17 protein-coding genes are annotated in these 19,522 nt (G+C 67.2%); 4 read left to right on the top strand and 13 right to left on the bottom strand.

Translation table 11 applies throughout. From position 1 onward, the window contains the following. Nucleotides 1-2: 2 nt before the first annotated feature. The 8 genes from LOC57_RS07660 to LOC57_RS07625 all read right to left on the bottom strand — a co-directional run bounded on the left by LOC57_RS07660 (nt 3) and on the right by LOC57_RS07625 (nt 8,638). Nucleotides 3-872 carry a shikimate dehydrogenase gene (locus tag LOC57_RS07660; RefSeq protein ID WP_229959014.1) on the bottom strand — a complete coding sequence of 290 codons (870 nt, stop codon included), beginning with the start codon at nt 870-872 and terminating at the stop codon, nt 3-5. Beyond that, the gene (mltG, locus tag LOC57_RS07655) at nt 873-2,087 is read right to left on the bottom strand and encodes an endolytic transglycosylase MltG (protein WP_229959013.1); all 1,215 of its coding nucleotides are present in this window, start codon (nt 2,085-2,087) and stop codon (nt 873-875) included. Continuing rightward, a complete protein-coding gene (gene ruvX / locus LOC57_RS07650; RefSeq protein ID WP_227911490.1) occupies nt 2,084-2,665 on the bottom strand; it encodes a Holliday junction resolvase RuvX in 582 nt (193 codons plus the stop codon). The genes mltG and ruvX overlap by 4 nt, the downstream gene beginning before the upstream one ends. A gap of 1 nt (nt 2,666) precedes the next feature. Then, nucleotides 2,667-5,360 (bottom strand): alanine--tRNA ligase, encoded by a 2,694-nt coding sequence (gene alaS / locus LOC57_RS07645; protein WP_227911491.1) that lies wholly within the window; start codon nt 5,358-5,360, stop codon nt 2,667-2,669. 90 nt (nt 5,361-5,450) lie between these two features. Then, on the bottom strand, nt 5,451-5,705 hold the full coding sequence (locus tag LOC57_RS07640; protein ID WP_231700628.1) for a hypothetical protein: 255 nt from the start codon (nt 5,703-5,705) through the stop codon (nt 5,451-5,453). Nucleotides 5,706-5,745: 40 nt separating this feature from the next. Further along, nucleotides 5,746-6,147: a DUF948 domain-containing protein gene (locus LOC57_RS07635; RefSeq protein ID WP_227911492.1), complete on the bottom strand. Its 402-nt coding sequence runs from the start codon at nt 6,145-6,147 to the stop codon at nt 5,746-5,748. Nucleotides 6,148-6,339: 192 nt separating this feature from the next. Next, nucleotides 6,340-6,966 carry a 30S ribosomal protein S4 gene (gene rpsD / locus LOC57_RS07630; RefSeq protein WP_227911493.1) on the bottom strand — a complete coding sequence of 209 codons (627 nt, stop codon included), beginning with the start codon at nt 6,964-6,966 and terminating at the stop codon, nt 6,340-6,342. A gap of 262 nt (nt 6,967-7,228) precedes the next feature. Continuing rightward, nucleotides 7,229-8,638, bottom strand: a complete 1,410-nt coding sequence (locus LOC57_RS07625) for a replication-associated recombination protein A (protein WP_227926220.1) — start codon at nt 8,636-8,638, stop codon at nt 7,229-7,231. Nucleotides 8,639-8,705: 67 nt separating this feature from the next. On the opposite strand from LOC57_RS07625, the gene LOC57_RS07620 reads away from it, so the two are divergent. After that, on the top strand, nt 8,706-9,320 hold the full coding sequence (locus LOC57_RS07620) for a Vms1/Ankzf1 family peptidyl-tRNA hydrolase (protein ID WP_229959011.1): 615 nt from the start codon (nt 8,706-8,708) through the stop codon (nt 9,318-9,320). Here LOC57_RS07620 and LOC57_RS07615 read toward each other — a convergent pair. From LOC57_RS07615 to aspS, 3 genes are all read right to left on the bottom strand, one after another. After that, nucleotides 9,280-10,353 carry a nitronate monooxygenase gene (locus LOC57_RS07615; protein ID WP_331460646.1) on the bottom strand — a complete coding sequence of 358 codons (1,074 nt, stop codon included), beginning with the start codon at nt 10,351-10,353 and terminating at the stop codon, nt 9,280-9,282. The genes LOC57_RS07620 and LOC57_RS07615 overlap by 41 nt on opposite strands. Nucleotides 10,354-10,361: 8 nt before the next feature. Then, nucleotides 10,362-11,198, bottom strand: a complete 837-nt coding sequence (locus LOC57_RS07610; RefSeq protein WP_227911497.1) for a PhzF family phenazine biosynthesis protein — start codon at nt 11,196-11,198, stop codon at nt 10,362-10,364. Nucleotides 11,199-11,316: 118 nt separating this feature from the next. Continuing rightward, nucleotides 11,317-13,128, bottom strand: coding sequence for an aspartate--tRNA ligase (gene aspS, locus LOC57_RS07605; RefSeq protein ID WP_227911498.1), 1,812 nt, complete (start codon nt 13,126-13,128; stop codon nt 11,317-11,319). Between the two features lie 124 nt (nt 13,129-13,252). Here aspS and LOC57_RS07600 point away from each other — a divergent pair, with 124 nt between their 5' ends. Then, the gene (locus LOC57_RS07600; RefSeq protein WP_227911499.1) at nt 13,253-14,554 is read left to right on the top strand and encodes an APC family permease; all 1,302 of its coding nucleotides are present in this window, start codon (nt 13,253-13,255) and stop codon (nt 14,552-14,554) included. Here the strand turns inward: LOC57_RS07600 and LOC57_RS07595 are convergent. Both LOC57_RS07595 and hisS read right to left on the bottom strand, forming a co-directional pair. Further along, entirely contained in the window at nt 14,551-15,564 is a 1,014-nt protein-coding gene (locus LOC57_RS07595; RefSeq protein WP_227911500.1) for an adenosine deaminase, read from the bottom strand. The genes LOC57_RS07600 and LOC57_RS07595 overlap by 4 nt on opposite strands. A 139-nt stretch (nt 15,565-15,703) precedes the next feature. Further along, on the bottom strand, nt 15,704-17,050 hold the full coding sequence (gene hisS / locus LOC57_RS07590; RefSeq protein ID WP_227911501.1) for a histidine--tRNA ligase: 1,347 nt from the start codon (nt 17,048-17,050) through the stop codon (nt 15,704-15,706). A gap of 202 nt (nt 17,051-17,252) precedes the next feature. Here hisS and LOC57_RS07585 point away from each other — a divergent pair, with 202 nt between their 5' ends. Together LOC57_RS07585 and LOC57_RS07580 are read left to right on the top strand one after the other, a co-directional pair. Then, on the top strand, nt 17,253-18,005 hold the full coding sequence (locus LOC57_RS07585; RefSeq protein WP_229959009.1) for a peptidylprolyl isomerase: 753 nt from the start codon (nt 17,253-17,255) through the stop codon (nt 18,003-18,005). A 53-nt stretch (nt 18,006-18,058) separates the two neighbouring features. Next, nucleotides 18,059-19,486 carry a DUF349 domain-containing protein gene (locus tag LOC57_RS07580; RefSeq protein WP_229959007.1) on the top strand — a complete coding sequence of 476 codons (1,428 nt, stop codon included), beginning with the start codon at nt 18,059-18,061 and terminating at the stop codon, nt 19,484-19,486. Nucleotides 19,487-19,522: the final 36 nt, after the last annotated feature.

The following is a 19,522-nucleotide window of genomic DNA, read 5'->3' as shown; positions in this document are numbered from 1 at the left end:
GTTCAGCGCCGCGGGATACCGACTGCGTCACACATGGCGTTTGTGACGCCGTGCTCGTCGAAGAAGGCATCTGTTGTGAACAGCTTCACCTGCTCCACCGCCTGGTACAGCAGCATCTCGATGCCGGCAGCCACCCGGCCGCCGTGTGCAGACCAGGCCTGCGCGAGCATGCTCGGCCAGGGATCGTAGGCAACATCCAGGAGGATGCTGCCCGGGACAATGCCGCGCAGTTCCTGTGCCAGTGCGTCGGCGCCGTGCGGGGGAAGCGTGGAGATGACGACGTCGGCTACCGCGCAGGCGGCGGCCGCTTCGTCCCAGCCCCGGGCCGAGACACTCACGCCCATCCGCTCCCCTGCCTCGCGCACTCCGGCGTTGCCGGGCGACGGCGCGGGGAAGCGGCGGGCGCAGACCTGCACGCGGGGGGAACCAAGTTCGGCCAGCGCCGCCACGGCAGCGCAGGCAGTGCCGCCGGCGCCCAGCACGACGGCGCGGGGACGCTCCGGCGCCCCGGCACGCCGGAGCGCGCCCAGGATGCCGTCGACGTCGGTGTTGTGTCCGGTGAGGACCGTGCCGTCCGTCCCGTGGGAGAAGGTCACGGTGTTCAGGACCCCAAGGGCCGCGACCCGGCGGTCCGTGCTGTCCATTGCGGGCACCAAGACGGCTTTCAGCGGCATGGTCACGGAAAGCCCGGTCCATGCCGGCTGGCCCCGCAGGGAGGCCGCGAACTCCGCGGCCTCCCCTGCGGTCAGGTCAATCGCCTCGTAGCTGCAGGCGAAGCCCAGGAAGGCATAAGCCGCCCGGTGAAGCAGCGGCGACTTGGAGTGGCCGATCGGATGCCCCAGGACGGCTGCCCGCCGCAGGGTCGGATCCACCTATCCGCACCGCCCCGGCTTCTGCGTGCTGCACCAGTTCTGGTATTCCTCCACGTACTTGGCGTGTTCGGCCAGCGTGCTGGAGAACTTCGTCTCGCCGGTGTCCAGGTTGACCGTGACCCAGTAGTAGTACGGGACATCACTGGGGTGGGCGGCGGCCTCGATGGCCTCCGTGCTCGGCGAACCGATGGGCCCGACGGGCAGTCCCGGGTTGGCGTACGTGTTGTAGGGGTTGGACTTGTCGGCTTTCTCGTCGGACGTAAGCTCGTAGCTCTTGCGGCCCAGCCCGTAGGTCACCGTGGCATCCGACTGGATGAGCCCGTTGGTTTCCTTGTTGTCGGCGTGCAGCCGGTTTTCGATGGAACCGGCAACGCTGCCGTAGTCGGCTTCACCCGCTTCGGCCTGGATAATGCTGGCCTTGGTCAGGACCCGGTACTGCTCGGCCGGATCGGTGATCCCCGCGTTTTTCAGTTCCGCGAACGTGTTGTCCACCATCTCCTTGATGATGTCCGTGGCTTCCATGCCCACGTCGAACCGGTACTCGCCCGGGAACAAGTAGCCCTCCAGGCTCACGGCCTGGGCGGGCAGGCCGAACTGCTGCGGAGCGTCAGCCAGCGCCTGGAACTCCGAAAGCGGAATCTGCGTGGAGGTGTTCAGCACTTCGAACACTTCGTTTTGGCGCAGCCCGCGCTGCACGGCAGCGTAATGGACCGGGCTGTCGCCGTCGCCCAGCAGCGCATCCACCGCTGCGGAGGAAGACATCTGGTACTTCATCTCGTACGTGCCCGGCTGGATCTCCCGGCCGTCCGACTGCTCCGTGAAGGCATTGACGAACTGCTTGGAGGTGGCCACGATGTCTTCGGCTTCCAGCTTGCCGCCGATCAGCAGGGGCCCGTCCCCTTCCGCGACGGTGAACGCGACGGTGCCGTTGCCGGCCCCCTCGTAGTCCTTGATCTCATTCATGCCCAGCAGGTCCCGCAGGAACATGGTGAGGCCGAACAGGACGGCGGCGAAAACGGCCAGCACGGTGACCATGATGATGGTGCGGCGGCGGCGTCGTCGCTGCTTCTCCCGGGACGGCCGCTGGCTCCTGCGGGTAGGCAGGTCGGTGGGCTCGTCAAAGAACTGCGTCATGGGAAGCTCATCTCCGTGGCCGTATCCGGGCTCATGGTCCGGTTCCGCCATGGCGGGGTACTCGGGATATCTGTGGCTCACGGCGTGATACCGCCTTCGCGCTCGATGTCCTGCGAAATTGTGGACTCCTCAGTCGGGGCCGGCTCTGCATCACGGTGGCGATGCGGCCGGCTCGGTGTAACCAGCTCCCCCACGTCCCGGTTCAGGGAACGTTGTGTGTCAATAGACTGCTGCAGAATTGCGACAGCAGCCGCTTGATCAACCACTGTACGGTGATTCCGGCTGTTCATTCCAGCTTCGTGCAGCGAGCGGTGCGCGGTGACCGTGGTCAGACGTTCGTCCACCAGCCGCACTTCCAGTCCGGTGCCTGCCGCCAGCAACGCGTCGGCCAGCGTCTTCGCGTAGTCCCGTGCCATCTGGGTTGAGGCCGTTTCACCGCCCCGCATGCTGCGGGGAAGGCCGACAAAAACCTCTACCGCACCCCGTTCGGCAACCTCGTTCAGCACCACTTTGATGTCGCTGTTTTTCTTTGCGTCCCGCTTCAGCGTCCTGACCGGCATGGCCAGGACGCCGTCGGGGTCGCTGGCGGCCAGGCCCACCCGGACCAGGCCCACGTCGACCCCGAGCTTTACGCCCCGCGGAACAGCAGAATCAGCCAAGTTAGCCCCGTCCGGCCACGGCTCCGCGGATAGCCGTGAGGGCATCCGCGATCTTGCCGGCGTCGGAGCCGCCGCCCTGGGCGACGTCGTCCTTACCGCCGCCGCCACCACCGAGGACGCCGGCCGCAACCTTCACGAGTGCTCCGGCCTTGACCCCGGCGCTGCGGGCGCCTTCATTGGTGGCAACGATCACTACGGGACGGTTGTTGGAAACGCCGGCCACGGCCACGGCAGCGGGTTCGCTGCCCAGCCGGGAGCGCAGGTCCAGCGCAAGGGTGCGCAGATCATCGGCGCCGCCGACTTCGCCGGCGTTGTGGGCCAGCAGGCGTACGCCGTCGACGTCCACTGCGGTGCCCACCAGCGCGGCTGCGGAGGCGGCCAGCTGCTCGCGGCGCAGCTTCTCCAGTTCCTTTTCCGTCGCCTTCAGCTTGGCCAGGGTGGCGGCCAGGCGGTCCGGCAGCTGCACGGAGGGGACCTTCAGCATTTCGGACAGTTCGTTGACCAGCGCGCGCTCGGCGGCCAGGTGGCGGAAAGCGTCCATGCCTACAAACGCTTCCACCCGGCGGTTGCCCGAGCCCACGGACTGCTCGCCCAGCAGGGTGAGGCTGCCGATCCGGGAGGTGGAGGCCACGTGCGTGCCGCCGCAGAGTTCGCGGGACCAGTCGCCGTTCATTTCCACCACGCGCACCGTGTCGCCGTAGGCTTCGCCGAACAGCGCGGTGGCGCCCAGTGCCTTGGCATCGGCCAGGGACATGATTTTGGTCTCGACCTGGTAGTTGCTGCGGATCGCGAGGTTGGACACCTCTTCGATCTCGGACTTGGCAGCGTCGGAAAGTCCCTCGCCCCAGGAGAAGTCGAAGCGCAGGTAGCCGGCCTTGTTGAAGGAACCGCGCTGCAGGGCTTCCGGGCCGAGGATCTGGTGCAGGGCGGCGTGCACAATGTGCGTGCCGGAGTGCGCCTGCTCGGCTTCGTGGCGGCGCTGGGCGTCGACGGCGGCCAGCACGTTGGCGCCGGCGGCAATTTCGCCTTCACGGACGATCGCCTTGTGCACGCTCAGGCCCTTGACCGGACGCTGGACGTCCGACACTTCCAGGACGAAGCCGTCACCGGTGATCAGGCCGGTATCGGCCGCCTGGCCGCCTGCCTCGGCGTAGAACGGGGTCTCATCCAGGACCAGGGAGATTTCCGAGCCCTGCGGGGCGAAGTCCACCCGGGAGCCGCCGGAAATGATGCCGCGTACCTTGGACTCGGTGCTCAGCTCGTCATAGCCGGTGAAGACCGTGTTGCCTGCGGCGAGGAGCTCGTTGAAGACCGAGAGGTCCGCGTGGCCGTGCTTCTTGCCGCGGGCGTCCGCCTGGGCACGCTTGCGCTGTTCGGACATCAGCGAACGGAAGCCTGCTTCGTCCACCTTCAGACCCGCTTCCTCAGCCATTTCCAGAGTGAGGTCGATGGGGAAACCGTAGGTGTCATGCAGCGCGAAGGCTTCCTCGCCGGACAGCGGGGTGCCGGCGGCCTTGGAGACCTTGACGGCTTCTTCCAGTCGCTCGGTGCCGGAGGCAATGGTGCGCAGGAACGCCTTTTCCTCGGCGTAGGCAATTCGGCTGATGCGGGCGAAATCGGCCTCAACCTCGGGGTAGGTGCCCTTCATGGCGTCCCGGGATACCGGCAGCAGTTCCGGCAGCACGGCCGTTTCGACGCCGAGCAGGCGCATGGCGCGCACGGCCCGGCGGATCAGGCGGCGCAGCACGTAGCCGCGGCCTTCGTTGGAGGGGCTCACGCCGTCGGAGATCAGCATCAGGGCCGAACGGATGTGGTCGGCCACCACCCGCATGCGCACGTCGTCGGTGTGGTGCGGGTCGGAGGCGTCCTCCGCGCTGGTGTAGGCCTTGCCCGAGAGCTCGGCGGCCTTGTCCAGGACGGGGCGGACCTGGTCCGTCTCGTACATGTTCTCCACGCCCTGCAGGATCATGGCGAGGCGCTCGAGGCCGAGGCCGGTATCGATGTTCTTCTGCGGCAGTTCGCCGGCAACGTCGAAGTCGGTCTTGGAGCGCACGGCGGAGAGCTGGTACTGCATGAACACCAGGTTCCAGATCTCGATGTAGCGGGTCTCGTCGACGGCGGGGCCGCCTTCCTGCCCGTACGCCGGTCCGCGGTCGTAATAGATTTCGGAGCAGGGGCCGCCGGGTCCGGCCTGGCCGGTGTTCCAGTAGTTGTCCGCCTTGCCGGTGCCGACGATCCGCTCATTGGGGATGCCGATCTTGTCGCGCCAGATGGCACGGGCCTCATCGTCGCGCTCGTCGCCGTCTTCATAGACCGTGACCCAAAGGCGTTCGGGATCCAGGCCGAAGCCGCCCTTCTCGACGTCGGACGTCAGCAGCTCCCACGCGTAGGTGATGGCTTCTTCCTTGAAGTAGTCACCGAAGGAGAAGTTGCCGGCCATCTGGAAGAAGGTGCCGTGCCGGGCGGTCTTGCCCACTTCCTCAATGTCCGCGGTGCGGATGCACTTCTGCACGCTGGTGGCCCGGCTGTACGGGGCCTTCTCACGTGCGGTCAGGTAAGGGATAAACGGCACCATGCCGGCCACTGTGAACAGCAGCGAGGGATCGTTGGAGACGAGTGACGCCGAGGGCACCACCGTATGGCCCTTATCGCTGAAGTAATCCAGCCAGCGGCGAGCAATCTCGTGGGACTTCATGGTGCTTCTTTACCCTTCCGGTAATTCGGTTTCAGCATGCAGGATCAGGTGCATGCGGTGGTGCTGTGCCTCGGTGCCTTGGCGGCAGCCTTAGCGGCGGGCCGACCTCATGGCCTCGGCGGCGTTATCCGTGTTGTCCAGTCCCAGTGCTGCGCGCAGGTCGCCCTCGCGCTGGCTCATGCCCTCGCGCAGGGCCTCGGCAAAGCTCTGGACCGCTCCTGCCGCGGAGTCGACAGCGCGGTTGATGCCGGCCTGCTTGAGGCTGGACTTGGCTTCGTTGGCCCGGCGGACGGCGATGACGCCGATCGCGACACCGATTGACATCCAAAATACGCGCTTAATCATGACTGGCTCCTGTGCTTTGGGGTTGGTTACGGCTGCGGTACTAGCGGCTGCGCCGGCCGCGGCGGGTTCCCTGCACCGCTTCGCCGGCCTGTCCGCTGCGGCGGGATGCCAGGGCGGAGCGGACGCCGTAGGTGAAGGCCGAGACCTTGATCAGCGGCGAACCGACGGTGGCTGCGACCAGCGAAGACAGGGCGGACAGGTTCGCTGATGCGTCGGAGACGTTCGAGGAAATTCCGTCCACCTTCTGCAGCTGCAGGTTGGTGGTGGACACAGTGGTGGTCACCTCGTCAATCAACGGCGTGGTCTCGTCGCTGAGGGTCCGGATGGCCGAACGCATCTCGTCGAAAACCTTCCCCAGTTTCCAGACGGGCACGGCCAGCAGTGCAACCAGCACCGCAAACACACCGGCCGCTATCAGACCGGCAATATCTCCACCCGACATGGGACTCCTTTAGCGCAGAAAATCATAGTGGCTGGCACAACCGTCGCCGGTTCTGCCATATGTACCTTACCTACTGCAGCGCTGCGGCACTTACTTTTGCCGCCTGCGCCACGAAAGCGGGGGTGCCCGGATAACGGAACAGCCCGCGGCACGGGGCCGCGGGCTGGACTGTAAACGGGGTAATCCCGTTATTTAGCGTGCGTAGTATTCCACCACGAGCTGCTCTTCGCAGGTCACGGGGATTTCGGAACGCTTGGGGCGACGCACGAGGCGTGCCTGCAGCTTGTCCAGGGAAACATCAAGGTAACCCGGGACGGCGGGCAGGACGTCGCGGTGGGCGCCGGCTGCGGCAACCTGGAACGGCGTCATGGTCTCGCTGCGCTGGTGCACGTGGATGAGCTGGCCTTCGGAAACGCGGAAGGACGGGCGGTCCACGCGGGCACCGTCAACCAGGATGTGGCGGTGCACAACCAGCTGGCGGGCCTGGGCGATCGTGCGGGCGAAGCCGGCACGCAGCACGAGTGCGTCGAGACGCATTTCGAGCAGTTCGATCAGGTTTTCACCGGTCAGGCCGGCGGTGCGGCGGGCTTCTTCGAAGACACGGGTCATCTGTGCTTCGCGGATGCCGTACTGAGCACGCAGACGCTGCTTTTCGCGCAGACGTACGGCGTAGTCGCTGTCCTGCTTGCGACGGGCGCGGCCGTGCTCACCCGGGGGGTAAGGCCGACGCTCGAAGTATTTAGCTGCCTTGGGGGTCAAAGCAATGCCGAGGGCGCGCGATGCGCGTGCCTGCCGGCGTGCACGTGTGTTGTTAGCCACGTTCACCTTTCACTGTTTGGCGGTTTGGCCACGGCAGAAATAAATCCCTGCTGTGACTGCTGCGAAATATGCTGGCCTCCATGAGGGAGAGCTCCGGCCAACCGCTGCCGTCTGCTACAGACCCGGGCTCCGGACACACCACTGCCGTCCATACTTTTCAATACGGGGAAGCGGAAACCGGTACCTGGGCTTGCCAGTCAACCATCAATGCTAACACGGCAGCGCGTGCGCCCGCGCACACTTGCGCATTGGGCAGTCCGGATCAGGACTTCTCGCCGCGGATGATTCCGCGCAGCCGGTCCAGCCGTGCCGAAATGTCCCGTTCCACTCCGTTCCCGGTGGGCTCGTAGTAGTTCCGCCCCACCAGGTCGTCCGGGGCATACTGCTGGCGGGCCACGCCGTGCGGTGAATCGTGGGAGTAGATGTAGCCCTTGCCGTGGCCCAGCTGCTTGGCACCGGGATAGTGGGCGTCGCGCAGGTGAGCCGGCACGCCCTGCCCGCGTCCGGCCCGGACATCGGCAATGGCGGAGTTGATGCCGTTGTACGCGGCGTTGGACTTGGGCGCGGTGGCAATGTGGACCACCGCCTCGGCCAGGATGATCCGGCCTTCAGGCATTCCGATCAGCTGCACGGCCTGCGCGGCGGCAACGGCGGTCTGCAGTGCCGTCGGATCGGCCATGCCCACGTCCTCGGAGGCGGAAATAATCAGGCGGCGGGAAATGAACCGCGGGTCCTCCCCCGACTCCAGCATGCGGGCCAGATAGTGCAGGGCCGCATCGACGTCGGATCCGCGCAGCGACTTGATGAAGGCACTGGTGATGTCGTAGTGCTGGTCCCCCGCGCGGTCGTACCGCAGCGCCGCTACGTCCAGGGCTTCCTCGGCGTGCTTCAGCGTCACTTCCGGAACCTCGTCGCCGTCGGCCTTCTCGGAGTATGCGACGCCGGCTGCGGCCTCCAGCGCGGTCAGCCCGCGCCGGGCGTCACCGGCAGCGAGCCGGACCAGGTGCTCCAGTGCCTCTTCGCTCAGGGTTACCCGCCCGGCCAGCCCGCGCTCATCCTCCACGGCCCGCTGGAGCAGGGCTGCAATGTCGGCTTCGGTCAGCGGCTTCAGGGTCAGGAGCAGGGACCGGGAAAGCAGCGGGGAGACCACGGAGAAGGAGGGGTTCTCCGTGGTGGCTGCCATCAGGACCACCCAGCGGTTTTCGACCCCGGGCAGCAGCGCGTCCTGCTGGGCCTTGTTAAAGCGGTGGATCTCATCCAGGAAGAGGATGGTGGTGACGCCGTGCAGGTCACGGTCCGTCAGCGCCTGCTCCATGACGCGGCGGACGTCCTTGACCCCGGCGGTGATGGCCGAGAGCTCCACGAACTTACGTCCGGCGCCGCGAGCCACCACGTGCGCCAGCGTGGTTTTGCCGGTTCCGGGAGGACCCCAGAGCATCACCGAGGACGGTCCGGCCGGGTTGTGCTCGTCAGCGGACTGCGCCAGGGTACGCAGCGGCGAGCCGGGACCGAGCAGGTGCTGCTGGCCCACCACCTCGTCCACGGTCCGCGGCCGCATCCGTACGGCCAGCGGGCTGCGCGGCCTTACCCGTGCGGCGGAGCCGTCGGCGTAGTCATCGTCGTCGTCGTCGCCGCCCGCACTGAACAAATCATTCCCCGACAAAGCATTCACGCTTCAAGGCTACTCGTGCCGTAACCTGAGCTGGTCCACCCCCTTCGGCTTGAAAGCAGGCTCCGCCATGCCCGGCCCGCGCACCACCTTTGTTTCCGCCGAGCGCCTGCCGGGTTGGGTGGAAAGGTTCGAGGCGGCGCAGGGCACGCTCGCGGTACAGCCCGGCGATGACGGGCTGCTGCTGCGTGCCGGGTCCGGGGCGCAGGCGGAACTGCTCGCGCCGTGGCCGGCGGACGGCCGTCCCGGGCGGGGCGCGGGCGACGTCGAACGCCTCGCCTCCCTCGCCGGGCAGGCCCGGACCGTGGGCCTGGTGCTGGTCCGGCGCGGCGGGTACGCCGTCGGGGCAGCGCGCGAAGGCCGGCTGTTGGCCTCGAAGACCGGTTCCCCCAACAGCCGCCGCGCCAATGCAGCCGATGCCCTTGCGGCCCTGGCCGCGGAGCAGGCGGCGGCAGTATTCACGGCGGCGGCTCCGGAGTACCTGGTTTTGGGCGGCGACCGGATGCTCGCCGAACAGGTGGCCGCACGGCGGGAGTTTTCGCGCTGGTCCGCCCTGCCCCGGCTTCGCCCGCTGGATGTGCCTGACCCGAAGGCTGCCGTGCTGGCGCAGGCGGCCCGGGACGCGTCCTCCGTGCTGGTGCGGATTATCCTGCCCCAGCCGGGCGCGGCGGCCAACCTGCGCTGATCCGTTCCACCGTCTCAGCAGCAGGTTGGGGCACAGCCGAACGCCAGCCGGTTCCCGCCCAGAGACTCATCCCGTGCGGATCCCCTGCTGCTGCCGCCTTGGCGCGGAGTGTTTTCGTCACCTGGTTGACCAGCGGATAGGCGGCCGGCGCGTCCGGATGTTCGGCCATGAACCTGTTGGCCAGTCCCCGGGCGGTCCGGCCGGAGAAGGCACGGGTCAGTGCTGTGGCGCGAAACTGCGGATCCTGCAGGGCGGCCCGGTGCACGGGACTGGTTCCGGCTTCCGGGCTCAGGAGCAGCGCGGTACCGATCTGCACGGCGTCGGCCCCCGCCCCGCGCAGGGCCTGCGCATCCGCAGCGGCGCCGATTCCACCAGCGGCAATAAGTTCGACGCCGGGGCCCGCGGCGGCGCGCACGGCACGCACGAGTTCGGCCAGCGGCTGCGCCGGCGGCTCCCCCGCCGCATTGAAGGTCCCCCGGTGCCCGCCCGCCTCCGGGCCCTGCAGGCACAGCATCCGGGCACCGGCGGAAACAGCCAGTGCGGCTTCTTCAACCGTGGTGACGGTAACGGCCACGGCGCTGCCGGCCTCCGTCAGTGCTGCCATAACGTCTTGGCCGGGCAGGCCGAAAGTGAACGACACCACCGGCACCTGCAGCCGGTGGACCAGTTCGAGCTTGGCGTCCCACCCGTCATCGTCCTCCGGATCCGGCAGCGGCAGCAGGTCCGGTGGATACTGCGGATACTCCCTGGCCAGCTGCTCCCGGTAGGCCAGGGCGGCAGCGACCCGGCCGGAGGTGCCCGTGCCTCCGGTATTGGCCTGGTCCGGCACAAAAAGGTTCACGCCGAACGGACGTGGGGTCAGCTGCCTCACCCGGGCGATTTCCGCGGCCACAGCCCCGGCGTCCTTGTAGCCGGCCGCCAGGAATCCCAGCCCGCCGGCGTTGCTGACGGCGGCAGCCAGCGCGGGCGTGGACGGCCCGCCCGCCATCGGGGCGCCGACGACGGCGCGGGGCAGGGATGCCAGCGTAAACACGGCGATGGCTACAGCTTTACCGTGCCGTCAATGCAGGTGGCAGTTTCCCCGCCCACCCAGATCCTGCGGTCCCGGGTAAAGATCCGCACCAGTCCCGACCGTTCCAGCACCGTGCCCTGAGTGACTGTGTAGCGTTCCGGCGCAAGGCCCGAGCCGATCAGCCACTGGGCCAAGCCTGCGTTGAGGCTCCCGGTGACGGGATCTTCCAAGACGCCGTGGCCGGGGGCGAAGGCGCGGACTTCGTAGTCCGTGTCGCCGCCGTCGGGCTGCGGACCGATCACGCCCACTGCCAGGGACCCAAGCGCCGCAGGATCCGGCGTCAGGGACAGGACGGTTTCCGCATCCTTCAGGAGCAGCCCCAGCCAGCCGGGGCCGTTGTCTATCCAGTTCGAGGCGGATACCTGCTCCCGGGTGATGCCGAGAGCGTCCACCGTCTGCTGCAGCACGGCGTCCTCCAGCTCGCCCGAGCGGATCAGCGGCGGAGCGCCGAAGGCGGCCATTCCCGCCGAGGCGTGCAGCGTCACCAGGCCTACTCCGCATTCCTGAATGACGACGCCGGGATAGTGCGGAATGTTGCCGGCTTCGAGCCAGGCGTGGCACGTGCCCAGCGTGGGGTGGCCTGCGAAGGGGATCTCTCCCCCGGGCGTGAAGATGCGGACCCGGTAGTCGGCGCCGTCCTGTGTGGGCGGCAGCACGAACGTAGTCTCGGAGAGGTTCGTCCACCGGGCGAAGGAAGCCATCGCGGTGTCGGACAGGCCGTCCGCGTCCAGCACCACCGCCACGGGGTTGCCCAGATAGGGCTTGGTGCCGAAGACGTCCACTTGCTTGAACCAGCGATCTCTCATGCCCAAACACTATCGGGTGCCGGTGCCGGAGTGTCCAGCGGGGCTGGATATGTCTGCAGGGTTAAAGCACGGTACCCGGCCGCGTGCTGCGGCCGGGTACCGTCAGTGCGGTGCGAAGTTAGGCGTCCTTCACGGGTGCTTCCTTGTCCTTCTTGGCCTCGGGGTCCTTCTTGGCCTCGGGCTTGAAGTCGACGCCGGCCTCCTTGCGCTGCTGCGGGGTGATCGGCGCCGGGGCCGCGGTCAGCGGATCGTAGCCGCCGCCGGACTTCGGGAAGGCGATCACGTCGCGGATGGAGTCGGTGCCGGCCAGCAGGGCCACCACGCGGTCCCAGCCGAAGGCGATGCCGCCGTGCGGCGGGGCACCGTACTTGAAGCCCTCCAGCAGGAAGCCGAACTTCTCCTGTGCCTCTTCCTGGCTCAGGCCCATCACCTTGAAGACGCGTTCCTGCACGTCGCGCTGGTGGATACGGATGGAACCGCCGCCGATTTCGTTGCCGTTGCACACAATGTCGTAGGCGTAAGCCAGGGCCGACTCGGGATCGGTGTCGAAGGTGTCCATGAACTCAGGCTTGGGCGAGGTGAAGGCGTGGTGCACGGCCGTCCAGGCGCCGCCGCCCACTGCAACGTCGCCGGCGGCGACAGCTGCGGAGGCCGGCTCGAACATGGGGGCGTCCACAACCCAGACGAAGGCCCAGTCCTTCGGGTCGATCAGGCCGGTGCGGTGGCCGATCTCCACGCGGGCCGCGCCGAGCAGGGCACGGGCCTCGCTCTTTTCGCCGGCACCGAAGAAGATGCAGTCGCCGGGCTTGGCGCCGACCTTATCGGCGAGGTTCTCCCGCTCGAAGTCGGTCAGGTTCTTGGCCACGGGTCCGGTCAGGGTGCCGTCTTCCTGGATCAGGACGTAGGCGAGGCCCTTCGCGCCGCGCTGCTTGGCCCATTCCTGCCAGGCATCAAGGGTGCGGCGGGCCTGCGAGGCACCCCCCGGCATCACCACGGCGCCGACGTACGGGGCCTGGAAGACGCGGAAGGTGGTGTCCTTGAAGAATTCGGTGAGTTCGGTGAGCTCCAGGCCGAAACGCAGGTCCGGCTTGTCGGAGCCGTAGCGGGCCATGGCGTCCGCGTAGGTCATGCGCGGGATGGGGGTGGTGATCTCGACGCCGATCAGCTTCCACAGCGACTTCACGATCTGCTCGCCGAGGGCAATGATGTCGTCTTCCTCAACGAAGCTGGCCTCGATGTCCAGCTGCGTGAACTCCGGCTGCCGGTCCGCGCGGAAGTCCTCATCACGGTAGCAGCGGGCAATCTGGTAGTACTTCTCGAATCCGCCAACCTGCAGCAGCTGCTTGAACAGCTGCGGGGACTGCGGCAGCGCGTACCAAGAGCCCGGGGCAAGGCGTGCCGGGACCACGAAGTCGCGGGCGCCTTCGGGGGTGGAACGGGTCAGCGTGGGAGTTTCAATTTCCACGAAGCCTTCGTCGTGCAGCAGCTCGCGGGCCACACGGTTCGCTTCGGAGCGCAGGCGCATGGCCGCAGCCGGTGCCGGACGGCGCAGGTCCAGGTAGCGGTGACGCAGGCGGGCTTCCTCGCCTACCTCCACGTGCTCGTCAATCTGGAACGGCAGCGGGTCCGAGGTGTTCAGGATGACGGTCTTGTCCGCAATGACCTCGATCTCGCCGGTGGCCAGCGCCGGGTTCTCGTTGCCTTCGGGCCGCTTCTGGACGGTGCCGGTGATCTGCAGGACGTACTCATTGCGCAGGCCGTGGAAGACATCCTCTTCACGCACCACTACCTGCGCCACGCCTGAGGCGTCGCGGAGGTCGAGGAAGGCAACGCCGCCGTGGTCGCGCCGTCGGGCGACCCAGCCTGCGAGAGTAACGGTCTGTCCAATATGCTCGGCCCTCAGGGAACCAAGGGCATGAGTGCGCAGCACAGCTGTCCTTTCGAGAAACTTGCGGAAACCACTGTTTCCGCTCATTGTGAATACACGGTCTTCTTGAGAGTTTACCGGTGAACCGACCCCCACCCTGCCAAGTCCCTACCGATTGGAAGGTCATTTGTCCGGCATTACCCAGCCGCGCGTTCCCCTTGGCGGCTTTGATGCCACTACTGCCGGCATTGGATCCATTGTTGGTGCGGGTGCATTCGTAGCCTTCGCCCCGGCGGCCGCAGCAGCGGGCCCCGCCCTCGCGGCGGCCCTTGGCATATCCGCGGTTGTGGCCATCCTGTGCGCCCTGTCCACCTTCCAGCTCAGCCGCGCGGTAACCCGCCGGCTTCCGGAGGACCAGGGCGGGGACGCGACGGCCCGTACCGCCGCCCGGATCCTCCTCGGTCCCTACAGCGGCTTCCTGTCCGGCTGGACGCTGGTGTGGGGGCTGCTGCTGTCCTCCGCCGTGTTGGCCGCGGCGTTCGGGACCTACGTGTTTCCGGACCATCCCGAAGCAGGAGCGGTGGGCGCGGTTGCGGTAATGGCGGCGGTCAACCTGCTGGGCGTGAACCGGGGGCCGTGGGCTACCCGGTTCATCCTGGCGTTTGTCTTCAGCATCCTGGCCTTCACGGTGGTGGTGCTCTACAACGAGGCACCAAACCAGCCGGTGCGGGTGGGCGCGGATATCGAGCCGACGGCGTCAGGCGTGCTGCAGGGGGCCGGCCTGCTGTTCTTTCTTTTCTCCGGCTATACCCGGCTGGCCACCATGGGTGCCGGTGTGCGCAATCCCTCACGCAATCTGCCCATAGCGGTTCCGGCAGCCATTGCCGTGTCGTTTGTCCTGTACCTGCTGATGGGGCAGTCGATGCTGGCGTACTACGGTGCCGCGGCACTGTCTGCGGAGCCCGCTCCCCTGCTGGATCCGATGCAGAGCGTCGGTGCGAACGTGGGGACGGGAGCCGTGGTCCTGGCCGTGTCCGCCGCAGCCCTGGGCGGTCTGTGGTCCCTGCTGGACTCGGCCGGCCGCACGGCTGCGGCCATGGCTGCGGACCGGGACCTGCCCTCCGTGTTCTCCCGCACCTGGCCCGGCCGGGCCGGCTCCGGACGTACCCCGTGGGTGGCCGTGGCCGCAGCAGGCGGAATCGTGATCCTGCTCGTCCTGTTTGCCGATCTGGATGCGCTGATCGGCATGGCATCCTTCGCGCTGCTCTTCTACGCTGCGATCAGCACGGTGTGTGCGTTCTCGTTGAAGGACCGCACACGGTACGCCCCACGGGCACTGAACCTGGCCGGAACGGTAGGAGCCCTGCTGCTGGCCCTGGCACTGCCGCCGCTGTACATCAGCCTGACCCTCATGATCCTAGTGGCGGGCCTGGTGGTGCGGCTCAGCTTCCGCCGGCCCCGGTCCACGAAGCCGCACCCGACACTTTAACCGGCGGCCTCCCAGCGGCGTACTTCCAGCAGAAGCTCCGCCCGGCGCTGGGGAGAAGCGAAGGACGCCTCAATGGAATTGGCGGCCAGCAGGGTCATTTGGGCACGGCTCAGCCCGAAGGCTTCCTGCACGGTGCGGAAATTATCGTCTGCGTAGCCGCCGAAGTAGGCGGGGTCATCGGAGTTCACGGAGATGTTCAGTCCGTGCTCGAGCATTTGCGGCAACGGGTGGGCCGCGAGGCTGTCGACGGCGTTCAACCGGACATTGGACAGCGGGCAGACGGTCAGCGGGATCTTTTCATGCACCAGGCGTTCCACCAGCACCGGGTCGTCCAGGCACCGGATGCCGTGGTCGATCCGGTCCACCAGCAATAGGTCCAGCGCCTGCTCGATGTAATGCGAGGGGCCCTCTTCTCCCGCATGGGCCACCGTCCGCAGACCGGCTTCGCGGGCACGGCGGTACAGGTCGATAAAAGCTTCCGGCGGGTTCCCCACCTCTGCGGAGTCCAGGCCGATACCGATGATGGGCGCATCCATGGCGAGGAGCTCCTCGAGGACCTCCAGCGCCTCGGCGGCAGGACGGTCACGGAGGAACGCGGCGATCAGGACGGCGGAGATGCCAAACTCCTCCTCGCTGCCGGCCAGCGCAGCGCATACGCCCCCCACGGAGGTTTCCAGCGGAACACCGCGGACCAGGTGAGCCTGCGGATCCATCATCATCTCCACGTGACGCACCCCCGCGGCGGCCGCCCGGCGCAGATACGCCCGGGTCATGTCCGTGAAGTCGGCCTCGGTGCGCAGCACGTCCATGTTGGCGTAGTAGAGGTCCAGGAAGGACTGCAGGTCCGTGAACCGGTAACGTGCACGCAACTCGTCCAGGGAGGCGTACGGCAGCTCAATGCCGTTGCGGCCGGCCAGTTCAAAAATCAGTTCCGGCTCAAGCGTGCCCTCAATGTGCAGGTGAAGTTCCGCGCAGGGCGGCGTGGGGGAAAGTGCGGAGCTAATAGGCATCCGTTAAGCCTAGGCTCCACCGGAAGCGTCAGCTAAACCCGTCCGGACGAAACATCCCGGGTCCTGGCCAAGCTCGGGGTGTCTTCCCGGGTGCAGGCGGCCATCGCCTACCGCGAACGGCCGCCTGCCCTTCCGGCTGTTATCCCTGAGCCGGGGCAACCGTAACGACGAGGTCCTCGGCCGGCGGCGTCCACAGTTCCGGATCGGCCGGCACCTGCTCGCCCGAGCGTATGTCCTTCACTTCGTGCGTGCCGTCCTCGGCGGTGAACCATACGAAGGGGATGCCGCGGCGGTCCGCATACTTGATCTGCTTGCCGAACTTCTCCGCCTTGGGTGCCACCTCCACGGAGATTCCGCGGCTGCGCAGCTGCGATGCCGTGTCCTGGGCAGCGGACCAGGAATCGTCGGTGGCCAGGGTCATCAGCACGGCGGTGGGCACGCTGCGGGAGGCCTGCGCGAACTCCTGGCTGAGGATGCGCATCACCAGGCGGGTAACGCCAATGGAGAGCCCGACGCCGGGGAAGGTCCGGCTGCCCTTGCTGGCCAATGCGTCGTACCGGCCGCCGGAGCAGATGGATCCCAGCGCTTCGTGGCCCACCAGCACCGTTTCGTAAACGGTGCCGGTGTAGTAGTCCAGTCCGCGGGCAATGCTCAGGTCCGCCAGGACCCGGCCGGGTGCCCGCCGGGAAGCTTCGCTGATGACCTCTGCCAGCTCGCCCAAGCCTTCCTCCAGCAGGTCATTGGTGACGCCCAGGGCGCGGACCTGCTCCACAAAGGAGGTGTCCCCGGACCGGATGGAGGCCAGCTTCAGGGCAGCAGCGGCCTGCTCGGCAGTGGCCCCGAGTTCTTCCTGCAGCAGTTCAGCAACCCGCGCGGCGCCGATCTTCTCCAGCTTGTCGATGCTGCGCAGCACCCCGGCCGTATCTTCCAGCCCGATGCCGCGGTAGAAGCCTTCGGCCAGCTTGCGGTTGTTCACCCGGATCTGGAATTCCGGGATCGGCAGGGCGCCCAGGGCTTCGGCAATCACCAGCGCCAGCTCGACGTCGTACCGGAACGGAAGGGCGCCGTCGCCCACCACGTCGATGTCCGCCTGGGTGAACTCCCGGGCACGGCCTTCCTGCGGCCGTTCTCCGCGCCAGACCTTCTGGATCTGGTAGCGGCGGAACGGGAAGGAAAGGTGGCCGGCGTTTTCCACTACGTAGCGGGCAAACGGCACGGTCAGGTCAAAGTGCAGGGCCAGGGAGTTGGGATCCTCTTTGCCGGCGGCCTCCCCCTCTTCGGCCTGCAGCCGGCTCAGTGCGTAGACTTCCTTGTCGATTTCGCCCTTGCGCAGCAGCTGCCCCACGGTTTCCACCGCACGGGTCTCAATGTTGGAGAAGCCGTGCAGCTCGAAGGTGCGGCGCAGCACGTCCAGGACATGGAGTTCAACCAGGCGCTCCTGCGGTAGCCATTCAGGGAAACCGGACAGTGAGGCCTTGCGTGCCATGGGGGCAAACTCCTTCGGTGGGTGGAAAGAAGACACCGGCGCCCCTTGAGGAAGCAGGAATGCGGGTGCTGACGTGCATAAACTATGTGCGGCACTCATTTTAGCTTTTCCTGGACACCGCCGCGTTCCGCACCCGCGGGCCGGCCGCGTCCGGTAACCCGCGGGCCCGCCCAGGGCCAATACAGCAGCAGAGGAGGCAGCGGTGGCAGCAAACAGCACCAGCCGCGAGAACAGGCGCCGCGTGGCCCGCATGGAGGCCCGGCGTGCCTTTGCCGCCGCCCGTGCCCGCCGGCGGAAGCGGGACAACCTATTTGCCGGAGCAGCTGCACTGGTGGTGCTGGCACTGGCCGTTGCCCTGCAGATCGCCTGGTTCAGCTCCAACCCCACTGCGGATGAGCTGGCCCTGCTCAAGGAGCAGGCGGGCGTTGGCCTGGAGGTCCCGGATCCGTCCCTGGCGGCCGGCAAGACGTTCACCGGCACCCTTTCCCTGGGGCAGGGCGACGTAGGCGTGGAACTGGACGGCAATGCGGCCCCGCAGGCCTCCGCGGTCTTCAAGACCCTGGCCGACAACGGATGGTTGAACGGCAAGAGCTGCCACCGCCTGACCACCCTGCCCGAGATGGGCGTACTGCAGTGCGGTTCACCGAACGGCGACGGCGCAGCGGACCAGGACTTCCTGTGGGGTCCGGTGGAGAACACGCCCGCCGACGGTTTCTACCCCGCCGGAAGCATTGCGGTGGCCCGCGGAGACAGCGTAACCAGCAACGGCACACAGTTCTTCATCGTTTACAAGGATTCGACCATTACCCAGGCCAGCGGCGGTTACACGATAATGGGTAAGGTAACGTCAGGTCTTGACGTACTGGAGTCCATTGCTTCCCGCGGAGTTGCCTCCGGGGCAAGCGATGGCACTCCGAATGACCCGGTGACGATTAACTCGTTCACCCTGAACTAAGTGGCGGCGCGGGCTTCGCACACTGCCATCCATCGAGTGAAAGACTTTTAGCGGTGACAGACAGTCAGAAATCCGACGAAACAGCAGGCCAGGACACCCCGGACACGTCCCGTCCTGCCGCTCCCAGCCCCGCGGCCCTCGCATCGCGCCGGCCCTCCCCCGCAGCCGTAGGCCCCCGTGACGCCGCGGCTGCCCCGGTTGTTGCCGTGCCCGCAGCCCACTCCACCCCGCTGGAGGAGGCGGCCCGCTTTGCCCGGGTGGAGGAGGACGGCCACGTCTTCCTGATTGTGGACGGTGAGGAAACCGCCGTCGGGCAGTTCCCGGACGCGTCCAAGGAAGAGGCGCTGGCGTACTTCGTGCGCAAGTACGACGACGTTGCCAGCCAGCTGCTGCTCCTGGAACAGCGGGTGCAGGTCAAGGCCCCGGCCGCCGACATCCACAAGACCCTCAAGCACCTTGCCGAACAGGTTGCCGAGCGCAAGATGGTGGGCGACGTCAAGGCACTGGACGCCCGCATCGAGTCGCTGGAAGCAGCACTGAAGGACGCCGAGGCTGCCGAGCGCGCCGAAGCCGAAGCAGCCAAGGCCCGTGAGCTGGCCGCCCGCGAGGCCATTGTTGCTGAAGCCGAAGAAATTGCCGCCAAGGACCCGGCCAGCATCCAGTGGAAAACCAGCAGCAACCGGATGAATGAGCTCTTCGACGCGTGGAAGAGCGCCCAGAAGAACGGCCCCCGGCTGGGCCGCAGCACCGAGGACTCGCTGTGGAAGCGGTTCCGGTCCGCCCGGACGGTTTTTGACCGCCACCGCCGCGCCTACTTCTCCCAGCTGGATAATGAGAATTCCTCCGCGAAGGCCGCCAAGGAAGCCCTGATTGCCCGCGCCGAAGAGCTGTCCACGTCCACTGACTGGGGCAACACGGCCGCCGAATACCGGCAGCTGATGGACGAGTGGAAGGCTTCCAAGCGGGCCAGCCGCAAGGATGACGACGCCCTGTGGGCCCGCTTCCGCGCAGCCCAGGACAAGTTCTTCGCCGCACGCCAGGCAGCCAACGAGGTCATTGACGAGGAATTCGCCGCCAACCTGGTGGTCAAGGAAGAGCTCCTCAAGGAAGCCCAGGCCCTTTTGCCCGTGACCAACCTCACCGCTGCCCGGAAGGCGCTGCAGTCCATCCGGGAACGTTGGGAAGAGGCCGGCAAGGTTCCGCGTGCGGACATGGGCCGGATGGAAGCCGGCATCCGCAAGGTCGAGGAAGCCGTCAAGGCGGCCGAAGACGAGCACTGGCAGCGCAGCAATCCGGAAACGAAGGCCCGCACGACTTCGGCCCTGTCCCAGCTCGAAGCGACCATCGCGTCCCTTGAGCAGGACCTGGCCGACGCCGAGAAGGCAGGAAACGCCAAGAAGATCGCCGATGCACGGGAAGCCCTCGAAGCACGCCAGCAGTGGCTGGCCATGCTGCAGAAGTCCGCACAGGACTTCGCCTAGGCACACGGTTCGCCTAGGCACAAATACGCCCGCGCG

This window comes from Arthrobacter sp. zg-Y750, from assembly GCF_020907365.1.
In the GTDB taxonomy this organism is placed as follows: Bacteria; Actinomycetota; Actinomycetes; order Actinomycetales; family Micrococcaceae; genus Arthrobacter_B.
The sequence above is the reverse complement of the archived record's forward strand: the minus strand, read 5'-3'. Positions and strand labels throughout refer to the sequence as shown.